This window comes from Nonomuraea aridisoli (assembly GCF_003236395.1).
GTDB classification, from domain to species: Bacteria; Actinomycetota; Actinomycetes; order Streptosporangiales; family Streptosporangiaceae; genus Nonomuraea; species Nonomuraea aridisoli.
This window is the reverse complement of record NZ_POUD01000229.1, coordinates 1-14,957: the sequence shown is the minus strand read 5'-3', so window position 1 is coordinate 14,957 and position 14,957 is coordinate 1. Positions and strand designations below refer to the sequence as shown.

The 14,957-nt window shown below is 72.5% G+C and carries 15 protein-coding genes; 5 read left to right on the top strand and 10 right to left on the bottom strand.

Going from position 1 to position 14,957, the window contains the following annotated elements; all coding sequences use genetic code 11:
• From C1J01_RS36550 to C1J01_RS36540, 3 genes are all read right to left on the bottom strand, one after another.
• Positions 1 to 297, bottom strand: a 297-nt coding sequence (locus C1J01_RS36550; protein ID WP_181449166.1) for a sirohydrochlorin chelatase, incomplete at its 3' end; no start/stop codon positions are given.
• 91 nt (positions 298 to 388) lie between these two features.
• Positions 389 to 1,564 carry a bifunctional cobalt-precorrin-7 (C(5))-methyltransferase/cobalt-precorrin-6B (C(15))-methyltransferase gene (locus C1J01_RS36545; protein WP_111183538.1) on the bottom strand — a complete coding sequence of 392 codons (1,176 nt, stop codon included), beginning with the start codon at positions 1,562 to 1,564 and terminating at the stop codon, positions 389 to 391.
• 81 nt (positions 1,565 to 1,645) lie between these two features.
• A complete protein-coding gene (locus C1J01_RS36540; protein WP_181449165.1) occupies positions 1,646 to 2,722 on the bottom strand; it encodes a GNAT family N-acetyltransferase in 1,077 nt (358 codons plus the stop codon).
• 109 nt (positions 2,723 to 2,831) lie between these two features.
• Here C1J01_RS36540 and C1J01_RS36535 point away from each other — a divergent pair, with 109 nt between their 5' ends.
• Entirely contained in the window at positions 2,832 to 3,206 is a 375-nt protein-coding gene (locus tag C1J01_RS36535; RefSeq protein ID WP_235854910.1) for a DUF2795 domain-containing protein, read from the top strand.
• Between the two features lie 3 nt (positions 3,207 to 3,209).
• A complete protein-coding gene (locus C1J01_RS36530; RefSeq protein ID WP_111183536.1) occupies positions 3,210 to 4,229 on the top strand; it encodes a baeRF2 domain-containing protein in 1,020 nt (339 codons plus the stop codon).
• On the opposite strand, the gene C1J01_RS36525 is transcribed toward C1J01_RS36530, so the two are convergent.
• Genes C1J01_RS36525 through C1J01_RS36515 form a run of 3 tightly spaced genes read right to left on the bottom strand, consistent with a single transcriptional unit; the run spans position 4,219 to position 6,910 of the window.
• On the bottom strand, positions 4,219 to 4,776 hold the full coding sequence (locus C1J01_RS36525; RefSeq protein ID WP_111183535.1) for a LutC/YkgG family protein: 558 nt from the start codon (positions 4,774 to 4,776) through the stop codon (positions 4,219 to 4,221). The two genes, C1J01_RS36530 and C1J01_RS36525, sit on opposite strands and share 11 nt — an antisense overlap.
• Positions 4,773 to 6,182, bottom strand: a complete 1,410-nt coding sequence (locus C1J01_RS36520; RefSeq protein ID WP_111183534.1) for a lactate utilization protein B — start codon at positions 6,180 to 6,182, stop codon at positions 4,773 to 4,775. Before C1J01_RS36520 ends, C1J01_RS36525 begins: the two co-directional genes overlap by 4 nt.
• A complete protein-coding gene (locus tag C1J01_RS36515; protein WP_111183533.1) occupies positions 6,182 to 6,910 on the bottom strand; it encodes a (Fe-S)-binding protein in 729 nt (242 codons plus the stop codon). Before C1J01_RS36515 ends, C1J01_RS36520 begins: the two co-directional genes overlap by 1 nt.
• Before the next feature lie 87 nt (positions 6,911 to 6,997).
• Between C1J01_RS36515 and C1J01_RS36510 the strand changes: the two genes are divergently transcribed.
• Positions 6,998 to 7,699 (top strand): FadR/GntR family transcriptional regulator, encoded by a 702-nt coding sequence (locus C1J01_RS36510; protein ID WP_111183532.1) that lies wholly within the window; start codon positions 6,998 to 7,000, stop codon positions 7,697 to 7,699.
• A gap of 20 nt (positions 7,700 to 7,719) precedes the next feature.
• Here C1J01_RS36510 and C1J01_RS36505 read toward each other — a convergent pair whose 3' ends face one another.
• A complete protein-coding gene (locus C1J01_RS36505) occupies positions 7,720 to 9,150 on the bottom strand; it encodes a sulfatase family protein (protein ID WP_235854909.1) in 1,431 nt (476 codons plus the stop codon).
• Positions 9,151 to 9,230: 80 nt separating this feature from the next.
• Between C1J01_RS36505 and C1J01_RS36500 the strand changes: the two genes are divergently transcribed.
• The gene (locus C1J01_RS36500; RefSeq protein WP_111183531.1) at positions 9,231 to 10,232 is read left to right on the top strand and encodes an LLM class F420-dependent oxidoreductase; all 1,002 of its coding nucleotides are present in this window, start codon (positions 9,231 to 9,233) and stop codon (positions 10,230 to 10,232) included.
• A gap of 76 nt (positions 10,233 to 10,308) precedes the next feature.
• Here the strand turns inward: C1J01_RS36500 and C1J01_RS36495 are convergent, their stop codons facing one another.
• Complete coding sequence (locus C1J01_RS36495; RefSeq protein WP_111183530.1) at positions 10,309 to 12,252, bottom strand: FtsX-like permease family protein; 1,944 nt, start codon at positions 12,250 to 12,252, stop codon at positions 10,309 to 10,311.
• Positions 12,249 to 12,923 carry an ABC transporter ATP-binding protein gene (locus C1J01_RS36490; protein ID WP_111183529.1) on the bottom strand — a complete coding sequence of 225 codons (675 nt, stop codon included), beginning with the start codon at positions 12,921 to 12,923 and terminating at the stop codon, positions 12,249 to 12,251. The genes C1J01_RS36495 and C1J01_RS36490 overlap by 4 nt, the downstream gene beginning before the upstream one ends.
• A 96-nt stretch (positions 12,924 to 13,019) precedes the next feature.
• Here C1J01_RS36490 and C1J01_RS36485 point away from each other — a divergent pair, with 96 nt between their 5' ends.
• Positions 13,020 to 13,667, top strand: coding sequence for a response regulator (locus tag C1J01_RS36485; RefSeq protein ID WP_111183528.1), 648 nt, complete (start codon positions 13,020 to 13,022; stop codon positions 13,665 to 13,667).
• 30 nt (positions 13,668 to 13,697) lie between these two features.
• Here C1J01_RS36485 and C1J01_RS36480 read toward each other — a convergent pair whose 3' ends face one another.
• Positions 13,698 to 14,741, bottom strand: a complete 1,044-nt coding sequence (locus tag C1J01_RS36480) for a serine hydrolase domain-containing protein (protein WP_111183527.1) — start codon at positions 14,739 to 14,741, stop codon at positions 13,698 to 13,700.
• Between the last annotated feature and the right edge of the window lie 216 nt (positions 14,742 to 14,957).

The following is a 14,957-nucleotide window of genomic DNA, read 5'->3' as shown; positions in this document are numbered from 1 at the left end:
GGCGTAGTCGTACATGAGGGTCGGGTGCCGCTGCTGCTCCAGGGCCAGCGCGCCGGAGAGCTCCTCGTCCAGCCTGTTCAGGCTGAGCGGCATCGCCACGAGCCGGTGGTGCCCGCGGGCCACCAGGGAGGCGACCGAGTCGCTGAGCCGGGGTGTGGCCCGCTCCAGGTAGCCGCCCGATACGTCGGCGCCCGTCTGGTCGAGGCGGCAACGCAGGCGGTGGACGAACCTGCCGAACTCCGCGGCGTAGGCGTCGTCCTGGGAGCCCTGCCCGATCAGCAGGAGCGGCGGCTTCATGGTGAGGGATTCTCCGGTGCGGTGAGACTGCGACGACTTCGATGAGACAAAGTCACGCGAGGATAACCGATGGGCACCGGTACGGGACAGGTCACGCTGAGTGCGCAGGTGTGGCATACACCACGAAAAAGGGGTCGGCGGCGGTCAGCCGGTGGGAGCCGCCGGGGTCGAGCGTCAGCCGCGAGGCCAGGATCTGGGTGCCCTCGCCGCGGTAGCCGTGCTCGCGCAGCCGTTCCAGCACGGCCGTCACCTGCTCGACCTTGCGCAGCGCGCACACCAGCGCCCGCGGGCCGCGGACGGCGCAGGCGGCGACCACGTCGGGGCCGCCGCCGCCCACGTAGACGGTGTCGGGGTCGGGCAGCGGCTCCAGCGCGGGCGGGGCCTGGCCCCTGGTCAGCGCCACCTTGACGCCGTGTTCCAGCACGTTGGCGCGCAGCCGGGCGCACATCTCCTCGTCGCGTTCGACGGCCATGACGGCGGCGCCGAGCCGGGCGCACTCGACGGCGATCTCGCCGGCGCCCGCGCCGACGTCCCAGACCAGGTCGCCGAGCCGGGGGCCGAGCTTGGCCAGGACGTACGCCCGGACCTCGGCCGGCACGCGGCTCTCGAACGGCAGCGCCCATTCCGCCGGCCCCGGCTGCGCCCCGGCCACCCAGCCGGGCTCCTTCGGCCGGTGCAGCGGGTCGATGACGAGGACGACGTCGGGGTCCTTCCACGGCCGGGTGGTGGCCTCGCCCATGCGGCTGTGCGTGACGCGTTCGTCGGGGCCGCCGAGGTCCTCGCAGACGATCAGGGCGCGGGGCGTGGTGGGGGCGAGCTCCCTGGCGATCTCGCCGGGGCCGACGCCGGGCGCGACGAGCAGCGCGACCTTGGGGTGGGCGCGGCAGGCGTTGACGACGCGGCCGAGCTCGCGGGGGCCGGACGGGGCGACGACCAGCGCGTCCTCCCAGTTGAGCCCGGCGCGGGCGAAGGCGCGGGTGACCGGCGACATGGCGGGCAGGACGTCCGGTTTGAGGCCGTGGGCGCGCAGCCCGCGGACGACGCCGAAGAAGCCGGGATCGCCCTCGGCGATGACGACCGCGGGGCCCTCGCCGTGTTCGAGGTGGTCGTCGAGGGTCTGCAGCAGCGAGTCGTCGGGCACCGTCAGCGCGGTGAGGGCGAGCCGGCCGAGCAGGGCGTCGGGCCCCACGACGAGCGCGGCCTCCTGCAGTCTGGCCACCGCCGTGGCCGAGAGCTCGGATCCGTCCCACCCGACAACCGTGATCATCACTGCCTCACCGTCCTTGTCTCAAGGGTGACGGTTGCCGAGGGGTTTCACAAAGGGTGCGGAGGTCAGTCCGCTGTGCCCTCAGTGCAGGTCCGAGGGAAGGAGGCTGTAGACGATCAGGTCGTCGCCGCCGAGCGAGGCGCGGGCGACGCCCTCACGGACGAAGCCCGCCTTCTCCGCGACCCGCTGGGAGGCGGTGTTGGCCACGGAGGCGCGCAGCTGGAGCCGGCGGAAGCCGTGCCGCTCGAACAACCAGCGCGCGATGGCCAGCACGGCCTCCCCCGCGTACCCCCTGCCGCGGGCCCACGGCGCGGTCATGTAGCCGACCTCGGCGGTCCTGTTGTTCCAGTCGAGGTCGCGCAGGTCCACGTTGGCGGCGAAGCGGCCGCTCGCCAGCTCCTCGGCGGTCCAGGCGGCGCCCTGGCCGCGCAGGCGCATGCGTTCGGTGTGCTCGATGAACGCCCGCGCGTGCGGCTCGGTGTAGCCGCGCGGGATGCCGGTCATGGCCTGGGTGAACGGGTCGGAGCCGGTGGCGGCCAGGTCGGGGACGTCCTGCTCGGTCGGCGGCCGCAGCAGCAGGCGCGGGGTGCGCAGGCGTTTCCTGGGCAGCAGCGGGGCGGGCGGGCCGTCCTCACGCAGCAGGCCGAGGACGACCAGGTCGTGCGGCCCGTCCTCCTCCAGCACGGCGTCGCGCAGCACACCCTCCCAGGTGAAGCCCGCTTTCCTGGCGACGCTGAGCGAGGCGAGGTTGTCGAGACTCGCGGTCAGGTCGATCCTGCGCAGCGGGGTGGTCGCGAACACCCAGGCCGTCAGCGCGCGTACGGCCTCGGTGGCCAGACCGCGGTTGCGGTGGAGGGGGTGGACGGCGTAGCCGACCTCGGTCGTTCCGGCCGTCCAGGAGGTCTTGAACAGGCTGACGGCGCCCACGATGAGGCCGTCGGCGTCGGTCATCGCGAGGTGGACGCCCTGGCCGGCGCGGTGCGGCTCATGCACGCCGTTCCTGAGCCACTGCCGGACGCCGGACGGCTCGGAGGGGGCGCCCGGCGGGAGGAACCGCACGCCGGACTGCATGATCGTGCGGACCCGGGCCTCGTCCTGGGGGCCGAACGGCCGGAGCGTGAGCCGGTCGGTGGCGATGCTCACGTCGGGATCGAACACGCTCGGCAGGCTACACAAAGGCGATGTTTGCCCACGAAAGCGGGGGTAGGGGCGCATTGAGAGGAGTGAGGGAACTATGCAACGTGGGAGCGACAAGCACGGACCCCGCATGGACGACCAGCAGAAGCACGAGACCGAGGGCATGGTGCGCGGCGGTGGTTCGACCCACGCCGAGGAATGGAAGGAGCCCGAGGCCATGCGGTCGGCCGACGAGGAGTCCACGCAGTCGTACCCGCCCGGTCACGAGCCCGGTGTGCCCCAGGGCATGACGCAGCAGGACGTGGACGTCCGCAGCGAACTGGCCAGATGGCTCAGCGACACCCACTGGCCGACCTCCAAGGAGGAGCTGCTGCGGCGCGCCCAGCGCCAGGGCGCCCCCGATCGTGTGCTCGACATGGTCGAGGCCCTCCCCGATCGCAGCTTCGAGAACATGGCCGACATCGCCCAGTCGCTCGGCATCGGCGTCGAGCAGGGGAGGTGGTGACCCGTGCGGCTCGACTTCATCCGCCCCCTGTACGAACGCCGCGGCCCCTACGCGTCGGTCTACGTGGGCGCCTTGACCGGGCCGGAGCGGGAGAGCCACTGGCGCGGCGTACGCGACCTGCTCGAACAGGACGGCCACGCCGACAAGGCGACCGTGGACGCCCTGCGGGAGGAGGCGATGCGGGCCGCCGCCGGGCGGGCGCTGTTCGCCACGCACGGTGACGTGGTGCTGGCCGAGTCGCTCGACCGGGCCCCGCGCGAGCTGGCGATGTGGTCGCCGCTGCCGCACGTGACACCGCTGCTCATGCAGCGCGGCGAGAACGTGCCGCATCTGCGGGTCATCGTGGACCACGCGGGCGCCGAGCTGACTGCCTTCGGCGGCGGCTCGCCGCGCAAGGCGACCGTGGAGGCCGCCGCGTGGCCGCTGCAGAAGACCGCGCAGGGCGGCTGGTCGCAGAAGCGCTACGAACGCGCCGTGGACGAGGCGTGGGAGAAGAACGCGGTCGCCGTCGCCCAGGAGATCGACGAGCAGGTACGCCGGCTCGGCACCGAGGTCGTGCTGGTGGCGGGCGAGCCGAAGTCGCGGTCGTACCTGCTGAACCACCTCGGCGCCAAGTCCTCCGAGCGGGTGAGGATGGTCGAGCACGGCAGCCGCGACGACCACGGGCAGTTCGAGCAGGACGTGGAGCGCTCACTCGACGAGTGGCTCGACCGCAGGCGCGCCGAGCTGCTGGAGCGGCACCAGGAGGCCGACGGCCCCACCGGGATGGCGCGGGTCTGCCACGCGCTGCGCGAGGGGCGGGTGCACGCGCTGCTGCTGCCCGGCGAGCTGCCGAAGCCGGTCTGGATCGGCGAGGGCGGCACGCAGGTGGCCACCGACCCCGCCGAGCTGCGCCGCTGGGGCGTCGACGAGCCGATCCAGGAACGCTCCGACTCCGCGCTGGCCAGGGCCGCCGCGATGACGGACGCCGAGCTGTGGTTCACCGACGCCGTCTCGGACGTGGCGGCCGTCCTCAGGTACTGATCACCACTTCCAGCGTGCGGGGGCCGTGCACGCCCTCGACGCGGTTCAGCTCGATGTCGCTGGTGGCCGAGGGGCCGCTGATCCAGGTGAGCGGGCGGGACGGGTCGAGGCGCGCCACGGCCTCCGGCACGCCGGGCACGATCTGGTCGGCCCGCACCACGCACAGGTGGTAGTCGGGGACCAGCGTCTGCGCCCGCGTGCCCTGGCCGGGGCCGTGGTCGAGGACGATGGTGCCGGTCTCGGCGATGGCCACGGCGCAGTTCGTCAGCACGCCGTCGGCCGTCCTGAGGTCGTCCCAGCCGCCGTCGCGGCCGAACCCCTCGGGGATGACCATGCGCCTGCCCCGGACGCATTCGTCGATCTTGGCCGGGACCCCGGCCGACGGGACGACGTGCACGATCGCCCGGTAGTCGTCCACCCGCTCGGCGAACAGGCCCACGAGGTCGTCCACCTGCCGCTCGGTGCGGTAGCCGCGCGGGATCTCGACGTCCTGCGCGCCCGCGACGGCCGTGCGGATCCGGGCCAGGATCTCCTCACGCGCGCTCATTCCGCTCCCTGCCCATGGGACGCTTCCCGCTCCCACCAGTCTCTGAAGGATTCCTCCGGGATTTCCGGCACGTCCCGGGTGTCGGTCCAGGCCGACAGAGGGCCGGGCAACCGGCGCTTCGGGACGAGCTTGCGCAGCTTCGTGGCCGCGCGCTGGGCCTTGGCCAGGCGTTCGTGGTCGTTCAGGATCCAGCCGGCGGCCTTCATGCCGGCCCGCTCCGCCGCCGCGTGCGGGGCCTTGGCCCGCAGGTCCACCAGCACCTCGGGGATGTCGATGGCCACCGGGCAGACGTCGTAGCAGGCGCCGCAGAGGCTGGAGGCGAACGGCAGCGAGGCGTCCAGCTCCGAGCCCATGCCGCGCAGCTGCGGGGTCAGGATCGCGCCGATCGGGCCGGGATAGACCGAGCCGTAGGCGTGGCCGCCCGCCCGCTCGTACACGGGGCAGACGTTCAGGCAGGCCGAGCAGCGGATGCAGCGCAGCGCCTGGCGGCCCACCTCGTCGGCGAGCACGTCGGTGCGGCCGTTGTCGAGCAGCACGAGGTGGAACTCCTGGCCCTCGACCGCGCCGGTCCACATGCTCGTGTACGGGTTCATCCGCTCACCCGTGGAGCTTCGCGGAAGAAGCTGGAGGAACACCTCCAGATCCCGCCAGGAGGGCAGCAGCTTCTCGATCCCGACGACGCTGATGAGCGTCTCGGGCAACGACAGGCACATGCGGCCGTTGCCCTCCGACTCCAGCACCACCAGCGTGCCGGTCTCGGCGACCATGAAGTTCGCGCCGGAGATGGCGACCTTGCTGCGCAGGAAACGTTCGCGCAGGTGGAGCCGGGCCGCCTCGGTGAGGGCGGGCGGGTCGTCGGTCAGGTCGCGCGACACCTCGGGCATCCGGTCGAGGAAGATCTCGCGGATCTCCGACCGGTTGCGATGGATCGCGGGCACCAGGATGTGGCTGGGGAAGTCGTCGCCGAGCTGCACGATCAGCTCGGCGAGGTCGGTCTCGTACGCCGCGATGCCGTGCTCGGCGAGCGCCTCGTTCAGGCCGATCTCCTGGGTGGCCATCGACTTGACCTTGACCACCTCGGTCTCGCCGGTGGCCTTGACCAGGTCCGTCACGATGCGGTTGGCCTCGGCGGCGTCGCGTGCCCAGTGGACGGTGCCGCCCGCCCGGGTGACGGCCTCCTCCATCCGCAGCAGGTAGCGGTCGAGGTTGCGCAGGGTGTGGTCCTTGATCGCCTTGCCGGCGGCGCGCAGCTCCTGCCAGTCGGGCAGCTCGCCGACCACACTGGCCCGCCGGTCGCGAATGGTGTGCGTGGCCTTACGAAGGTTGAACCGGAGTTGCGAGTCCTGTACGGCTATTGCGGCATTTTCCGGAAAATTTCCTGGCATGCCGAGGAAGGTGGCGCTCATCAGTCGTCCTCCGTCGAGGCGAGGATCTCGGCGAGGTGCATGGTCCTGACACCGGTCTTCTGGCGGCGCAGGGTGCCGCCGATGTGCATCAGGCACGAGTTGTCGGCCGCGCAGACCACCTCCGCGCCGGTGTCCTGGATGTTGCGGGTCTTGTCGGCGCCCATCGCGGCCGACACGGCCGGGTTCTTCACCGCGAACGTGCCGCCGAAGCCGCAGCACTCCTCGGCGCCGGGCAGCGGCACGAGCTCGAGCCCGCGGACGTTCTGGAGCAGGCGGGTGGGCCGGTCGCCCAGGCGGAGCCCCCGGAGCGAGTGACACGTCGGGTGATATGTCACCCGGTGCGGGAAATATGCTCCAACATCTTCTTTTTTCAGTACGTCGATCAGGAACTCGGACAGCTCGTACACCTTCGGCGTGACCTCCGCGATCGCCGCCGCTCCCCTGCTGCCCGGCTCGACCAGTTTCGGGTACTGCTCGCGCACCATGGCCGCGCACGACCCCGACGGCGCGACGACCGCGTCGTACCCGGCGAACACCTCGGTGAAGTGCCGCGCGAGGCGCGTGCCCTCGGCCCGGTAGCCGGTGTTGACGTGCATCTGCCCGCAGCACGTCTGCGCGGCGGGGAAGTCGACGTCGCAGCCCAGCCTGCGCAGGAGCGACACGACGGCCTTGCCGGTGCCGGGGAAGAGCGTGTCGTTCACGCACGTGATGAACAGCGCGACTCGCACGGGTCTCCTTCCGGGGAGTAGTCAGACCACAGTATGGTCAGACCATACCCAATCAGGTGATTTCCGGCCAGCATCAGGGAGGCTTCGTTGGACGGCACCGGCTGGCGTCCCATCAAGCGAACGCGGACGTTCGAGGACGTTCTCGCCCAGATCGAGCGGCGTATCGCCGAGGACGGCCTCACCGTGGGCGACCGGTTGCCCGCCGAGCGCCAGCTCGCCGAGCAGCTCGGCGTCAGCCGTTCCTCGGTGCGCGAGGCGATGCGCGTGCTGGAGACCCTCGGCGTGGTCTCCTCGCAGGTGGGCCGCGGCCCCGACGCGGGGGCGGTGCTCACCTCGCGGCCCGACTCGGCGCTGTCCGACCTGCTCCGGCTCCACCTCGGCCTGGCCAGCCTGGAGATGCGCGAGGTCATCGACACCCGGCACATGATCGAGCAGTGGGCCGCCGCTGGCGCCGCCGCCGCCCGCGCCGACACCTCCGCGCTCGCCGCGGCCCTGGCCGGGATGGACGCGGCCGGCTCGGCGGAGGAGTTCGTCGAGCACGACACGGCCTTCCACTGCGCGCTCGCCGACGCCTCCGGCAACCGGCTGGTCGCCGCGATCATGCGCTCACTGCGCGACTCGATGCGCCGCTACTCGGTCGAGGCCGTCCAGCGCCTCGGGGACACCTCGATCCTGCGCTCCGACCACGTCCGCATCCTGGAGGCCGTCGGCGCCGGCGACCCGGACGAGGCCGCGCGGGCGGTCTCGGAGCACCTGGCGCACGCCTACCCGTCGTTGTTCACGGCCTGACGAACCACGGGCTGACGGGTTCACTGGCGCATGTCCGCCTGCCGGCAGTTCGCGCCCGAGCAGGCGACCATGCCGGCCAGGCGGGCGTCCAGGTTGGCGATCAGCGCCGGATCGGCGTAGGCGGCGAGGTTGCGCAGCTGGTACGGATCGGTGTGCAGGTCGTAGAGCTGCTTCTCGCCCGTCTCGTACCGCACGTACGTGTACCGCTCGGTGCGCAGCGCCTGATAGGCCGGGACCGGTGTCTGGGCGGCGGAGGCGCGGTTGGCCGGGCGGACGAACTCGATCAGCGCGTTCCTGCGCCACCGCTCCGGCTCCCTGCCGCGCAACAGCGGCACCAGCGAGCGGCCCTCCGCGAACGCCGGCGCCGTCGCCCCGCCCAGCGCCGCGAACGTGGCCGGCAGGTCGATGGTGACGCCCATCTGCGAGACCGTGGAGTTGGCCTTGACACCGGGGCCGCGCACGACGAGCGGCACCCGGATCGCCTCCTCGAACGGCGTGGTCTTGCCCTGCTTGAGCCGGTGCGTGCCGAGATGGAAGCCGTTGTCGGAGGTGAAGAAGATGTAGGTGTTGTCCAGCTGCCCGGCCTCGCGCAGCGCCCGCACGACCGTCCCGACCAGGTCGTCCACCCCGAGCATCGAGCGCAGCCTGCGCCGGTGGCGCTCGTCCACCTCGACGACCTGCTCCGGAGTCAGCCGGGGCCGCGTGCGCAGCCACAGCGGCTCGTCGCTGACGTCGTCCTGGTTGAACGACGGCGTGCGCGGCGCGTGGGCCAGCGGGAAGGCGCCCGCGTGGCGGTAGGCCGGGTTGGCCGGGTTGTGCGGGCCGACCGGCGCCAGGAAGAGGAAGAACGGCTGCTTGGAACGGCCGATGAAGTCGCGCGCCTTGCCGGCCAGCACGTCGGACAGGTAGTCCTGCTCGGCCCAGCCGTAGTCGCGCAGGGCGCCGTTCTCGTTGAGCCGGTAGCCGTACTCCTCGTAGAGGGCGCGCACGGGCACGGCCCACTCGTTCCAGCCGGGCGGCACGTGCGTCTCGGCGGCCGTGTCGCCCGGGTAGTGGTTGAGGTACTTGCCCATCAGCGCCGTGCGGTAGCCGGCCTGCTGCATCCAGGTGCCGATCGTGGAGCGTTCCAGGCCCAGGGTGTGGAAGCGGTCGAAGCCGCCCTCGGGCGCGGTGTTGGTCAGCACGCCGTGGCTGTGCACGTGCTGGGAGCGCAGGATCGACGCCCGCGACGGGCAGCACCAGGAGTTGGTCACGAAGAACCGGTCGAACGAGACGCCCTGGTAGACGAGGTGCCGGGTGATGTTCGGGAAGTACGGCAGCGTCCCGAACTCGAGGTCGTCGGCCATCACCACGACGATGTTGGGCCGGGAGTCACCCTCGGCCATCGTCGGCTCGGCCGCCGGCAGCAGGAGCAGCAGCAGGCAGGCGAGACGGCAGAGACCCTTGAGCACAAGCTGTGACTTCCCCGGAAGATCCCATTGACACGTCGAGCGCTACGCACCGTAATGGAATTTAGTTCCGGAGGTGTCTTGTGAAGCTCGGGCTGAACCTGGGTTACTGGCAGCGCCACGCCGACGACGCGACCGAATCCGTGCTGGCCGCGGAGCGGCTCGGCTACGACTCCGTGTGGACCGCGGAGGCGTACGGCAGCGACGCGTTCACCCCGCTGGCCTGGTACGGCGCGCGCACCACCCGCATCAAGCTGGGCACCTCGATCGCCCAGATCTCGGCCAGGCCGCCGGTCACCACGGCCATGACCGCGATGACCCTCGACCACCTCACGGGCGGCCGGCTGCTGCTCGGCGTGGGCGCCTCGGGGCCGCAGGTCGTGGAGGGCTGGTACGGGCAGCCGTTCGCCCGGCCGCTGGCCCGTACGCGCGAGTACGTCGAGATCATGCGCCAGGTGTGGCGGCGCGAGGAGCCGGTCGCCCATGACGGCCCGCACTACCCGCTGCCGCTGCCCGGCGGCCTCGGCAAACCCCTCAAGCTCATCACGCATCCGCTCAGGGCCGACATCCCCGTCTATCTCGGGGCCGAGGGGCCGAAGAACGTCGCCCTGGCCGCCGAGATCGCCCAGGGCTGGCTGCCGCTGTTCGCGTTCCCCTCCAAGATCGAGGAGATGTACGGCGCGTCGCTCGCGGACGCCCCCGGCGGCTTCGACGTGGCGGCCATGGTGATGGTGGTGATCTCCGACGACGTGCGGGCCGCCCTCGACGGCGTGAAGATGATGCTCACGCTGTACATCGGCGGCATGGGCGCCCGCCACCGCAACTTCCACGCCGACATCATCGGCCGGATGGGCTACGCCGAGGCCGCCGAGCACATCCAGGCCCTCTATCTCGCGGGCCGCCGCGACGAGGCGTTCCGGGCGATCCCCGACGAGCTGGCCGACGGGATCTCCCTCGTCGGCCCGCCCGGGCGGATCAGGGAACGCCTGGAGCCGTGGCGGCGCAGCCCTGTCACCAGCCTGCTCGTCATGGGTCCCCGTGACGAGCCGTCCCTGAAGATCGTCCGCGACCTCGTCCTCGGCTGAACCCCTTCAACCGGGCCCCTTCAACCGGGCCCCTTCAACCGGGCCCCTTCAGCCGAGTCACTTCAGTCGGGCCCCTTCAGTCCGGGCGGGGGGCCGGGTCGGCGGTGACCGCCCTCAGCAGGGGGCGGCTCAGCGCCCCCGCCCCGATCACGCCCGCGAACCCGGCGACGACGCACACGCCGAGCGTGATCGCCCCCGCCGAGCTCATCCCCACGCTGATGAACGGCAGCGCGCAGAACACGCCCACCAGGATCGCCCCGCCGCCCATCACCGTCAGCGGGATCAGCGTCTCCGCCCGGCGGGCCCGGTCCAGCACCGCGAGCGGCGTGCCCGCCAGGCGCAGCAGCCCGTACGTCTGCCGCCGGTCCAGCACCGACGACATGGCGGTGATCCCCGAGCTCGCGACGGCCACCAGGAACGACACCGCCAGCACGACCACCGTCCCCACACGGATGTCGGCGAAGAGCTGGTCGCTGAGCCGGAGGTCGTCGTCCTGCGTCGTGGGCGTGTGCCCGGGGACGATCCCGGCCAGCGCGGTGCGGGCCCGGTCGACCGTGGCGACGTCGGCGGAGCTGCCGAGCGCCGCGACCACGACGCTCTTGTCCGCCTCGACGGTCGCGGTCACGCCGGCCTCCCGCAGGCGTTCGCGGGCCTGCCCGGCCACCTGCTCGACCTGCCCGGCGGGCGTGACGACGCGCAGCTCCGGCGGCCCGGCGGGCCCCTCGTCGAACGCCGCCGGGCTGAGCAGTCCGACGAACCCGGCCACGAACCCGGTCAGCGCCACGCCGCTCACCGTCCGCCAGGCCGAGCGAGGGTCGTCCACGAGCCTGCGGCCGGCCAGCAGCCGGACCGGCCCGCGGGCGAGCCGGGCCGTGATCCGCCCGATCAGGCCGACCACCCAGGGGCCGACCAGGTTCACGCCCAGGAACGCCAGCGCCAGCGCGGCCGCGATGATCCCGGCGCCGACGCCCTCCCCCCGTGTCACCACCGGGTACGCCGCCAGCACGGCCAGCAGGACGAGCACCCGGACGAACCGCATGCCGGGCGGCGTCTCACGCTTGGCCACCCCGAGCGGGCTGACGACCACCCGCCGCAGGCCCGCCACCGCCGACAGGCCCACCACCAGCGGCACCCCGGCCAGCACCGCCAGCATGACCAGCGGGTGCGGGAAGACGTCGGAGGTGAACCAGGGGCCGCCCTGCATCTCGATCCCGGCCAGCAGCGGCGCGGCCAGGGTGTAGGCGACGGTGCCGGCCAGGGCGCCGGCCAGCGCCACGAGCATCGCCTCCGCCACGGTCATCGTCACCACCTGGCCGGGCGTCGCGCCGACCAGCCGCAGCGCGGCCAGCCGCTGGTCGCGCCTGGCCACCGTGAGCCGGGCCGCCGCGCCCCCGAAGACGAGCAGCGGCACGACCATGAGCACGCCGGCGATGACGGCGAGCGCCCCGTACACCTCGGCGTCGTCGCTCGCCTGCCCCTCCAGGTCGGCGACCTTGACCGGCGTCCGGCCCACGATCGGGTCGCCGGGCGGAGCCTGCAGCTCGGGGGCGTCCGGCGCGTGGCCGACGACCGCGACCAGCTCGCCCGGGTACACCAGCGCCTCATCGCCGAGCACGCCCGCCTGCCGGGGATAGCGCGCGGCCAGCTGGTCGGCGGGCAGTTCCCTGGCCAGCTCCGCCAGGGCGGGCGACAGCCACGCCTCGCCGGGACGCGGGAACCGGGGCAGGCCGGGCGGCGGGGCCGGCGTCTCCTCCCCCAGCGCGGCCAGGTCGACGACGGTGATCACCTGGTCGCGGACGAAGTCGTACCGGGACTTCTCCACCGCCGCCGCGCCCGAGGAGGCCGGGACGGGGTTGCGCCAGGCGCCGCGGTCGGCCCTGGCCTCGAAGGCGAAGTTGGCGGCCACCGCGAACAGCAGCAGCGCCGTCGACACGGCGACCGCCCCGAACGTGAGCCAGGTGCCGAGCATCCCGCGGCGGCCGCCGCCCTTGAGCAGCCGCCAGGTCAGTGCGAGATTCACGCGCGCACCCCGCCGGCGAGCAGCCCGTCGCGGACCTCGACGGTGCGGTCGCACCAGCCGGCCACGTTCGGGTCGTGGGTGACGACGATCAGGCCGGCGCCGTTGTGCTTGGTCGCCTCCACCAGCAGCCGCATCGTGTCGTGCCCGGTGCGCTGGTCGAGGGCGCCGGTGGGCTCGTCGGCGAACACCACGGCCGGCTTGCTCACCAGCGCCCTGGCGATGGCCACCCGCTGCGCCTGGCCGCCGGACAACTCCCCGGGCCGCCGCGTCTCCATGGTCTGCAGGCCGAGAGGGCCGAACCACTCGCGGGCCTGCCGTACCGCCTGGCTCCTCGGCACGCCGCCCAGCATCAGCGGCAGGGCCACGTTCTCCTCGGCGGGCAGCTCGGGCAGCAGCTGGCCGAACTGGAAGACGAAGCCGAACCGGGTACGCCGCAGCTCGCTGCGCTTGCGCTCCCCCATCGTGTCGATGCGCTGCCCCAGCAGGTGCACCTCGCCGGCGTCCGGCTTCATGATCCCGGCCAGGCAGTGCAGCAGGGTCGACTTGCCGGACCCGCTCGGCCCCATGATCGCCACGGCCTCCCCGGCTCGTACCGCGATGTCCACGCCCCCGAGGGCGACCGTCTGCCCGAACCGCTTCACCAGCGCCCGTCCAACAAGCACGTCATTCATGCCGACCAGACTCGCGCGCGGCCCTCATCCGCCGGATCGGCCGTGCGTCCACACTCCCTCGGCCGAACGGCCGATCCTCTCCTTAGAGTTGGGGCCGTGACTATTCGGGTTCTCATCGCCGACGACCAGCACCTGGTGCGGACCGGCTTCCAGATGATCTTGGACGCGCAACCGGACATGGAGGTCGTGGCCGCGGTGTCCGACGGCGCCGAGGCGGTGGCGGAGGCCAGGCGGCTGCGGCCCGACGTGTGCCTGCTCGACATCCGGATGCCCAAGCTCGACGGCCTTGAGGTGACCCGCGCCCTGGCCGGGCCGGGCGTGGAGAACCCGCTGCGGGTGGTCATCGTCACCACGTTCGACCTCGACGAGTACGTCTACGGGGCCCTGCGCTCCGGCGCGACCGGGTTCCTGCTCAAGGACAGCGGGCCGACGCTGCTGATCGAGGCCGTCAGGGCCGCCGCGGCGGGTGACGCGCTGGTGTCGCCGTCGGTGACCGTACGGCTGCTGCAGCACCTGTCCAAGCCCCGGCGGACGGCGCTTCCCGCGCGTGACCCGCTGACCGAGCGCGAGCTCGACGTCGTGCGCCTGGTCGCCAGGGGGCGGACGAACCAGGAGGTGGCCGCGGAGCTGTTCGTGTCACTGTCGACGGTGAAGACCCATCTGGGCAGCATCCAGACCAAACTCGGCGTCCGCAACCGCGTGGAGATCGCCGCCTGGGCCTGGGGATCCGGCGTGGTGAGCTGATCGCGCCGGGTTCCCAGGGCGTCTGGCTGCCTAGCCGCGGCTGTAGGCGGCCTGGCGCAGGGCGTTGTCCAAGGCGTTGCGGGCCGCGTCCGTGACGTTCTCGTCGTAGGTGGCGACCACCGAGATGCCGTTGTTCCACATGGCGAAGAAGGCGCCGAACCGCTGCGGGGTCGTCGCCGTCGAGCGCCAGCTCCCGTGGTGGAAGAGGTTGCGGCCCTGGGGTGTCGCGACCACGAACACGCCCAGTGCCGCGGTGGGCGTACGCGGGTTGGCCTTCGCGTCGATGAAGCGGTGGGCCGCCGGGCTCAGCAGCCGGCTGCGGGGGTCGAAGGCGCGGGCGAACCTCGCGTAGTCGACGGCCGAGATCTCCCAGCCGCCGAACGCGCCCATCGCGCGCGTGCCGGCGCCGATCCTGGCCTGGCCCGCGCCGCGCGGCGCCAGGGCCGTGCGGCGGCAGTAGCTCTCGTACGGCTCGCCGGTGACCGTCCTGATCACGTAGCCGAGGATGGCGTAGTTGATGTTGTTGTAGATGTCTGCGGACGGCATCGTGAGCAGCGGCTGTGCCAGCGCGCGGCGGATGAGGACCAGGTCGGCGGAAGCGGAGTTCGGCACGTCGCCCAGGCCCTTCTGCGAGGGGTCGTGGGTGATCCGGCTTCGGTGCCGGAGCAGTTGCTCGATGGTGATGTCGCCGACCGCGGCGCTCGACCACGGACCGGTCGCCCTGCGGAAACGCGGGCCGAGCGCGCTGAGGCGGGTGTCGAAGCGGAGCCGTCCGTTGTCGATGAGGGACATGACGCACACGGCCGTGACGGCTTTCGAGAGGGAGGCCACGGGTGCGGGGGTCTCCGCGGACATCGCGTTGGAGCCGTACGAGCCGACGAGCTCGTTGTCGCGCATCACGGCCAGGCCGGCGTTGCTCACCTTGTTGTCGGAGAGCCACTTGCGGAAGGCGGCGTTGATGCGGTCCTGGACGGGGGCCTGGGCACTGGCGGGCACGGCCGCCGTAGCGAGCGCCAGCGCCGCCACCAGGGCGAGCAGCACGAGCCGGCGGGCGTGCGCGATCGGACGGGACATCGGGACTCCCTGCGGCGGAACGGGGGGTTTGTCGCCTTACAGATAACCCGCGCCACCTTCACCGCACTTGCAGCCCACATGCCCACATCCGGCCCACTCGGCCACGCCGCCGTCGGGCGGCTGCGATGAGGGGGTGGCGGGTCCTCAACAGCGACCGTCCCAATGGGACCGGAGTCGAGGTCGGGGCAAGGGTCCAGGCCCTGGGTCGCGGGGGCC

Excerpts from the sequence above, each read along its gene's own strand:
- C1J01_RS36525 (WP_111183535.1), bottom strand. The coding sequence starts at position 4,776 with ATGAGCGCGCGTGAGGAGATCCTGGCCCGGATCCGCACGGCCGTCGCG.
- C1J01_RS36545 (WP_111183538.1), bottom strand. The coding sequence starts at position 1,564 with ATGATCACGGTTGTCGGGTGGGACGGATCCGAGCTCTCGGCCACGGCG.
- C1J01_RS36520 (WP_111183534.1), bottom strand. The coding sequence starts at position 6,182 with ATGAGCGCCACCTTCCTCGGCATGCCAGGAAATTTTCCGGAAAATGCC.
- C1J01_RS36490 (WP_111183529.1), bottom strand. The coding sequence starts at position 12,923 with ATGAATGACGTGCTTGTTGGACGGGCGCTGGTGAAGCGGTTCGGGCAG.
- C1J01_RS36480 (WP_111183527.1), bottom strand. The coding sequence starts at position 14,741 with ATGTCCCGTCCGATCGCGCACGCCCGCCGGCTCGTGCTGCTCGCCCTG.
- C1J01_RS36535 (WP_235854910.1), top strand. The coding sequence starts at position 2,832 with ATGGACGACCAGCAGAAGCACGAGACCGAGGGCATGGTGCGCGGCGGT.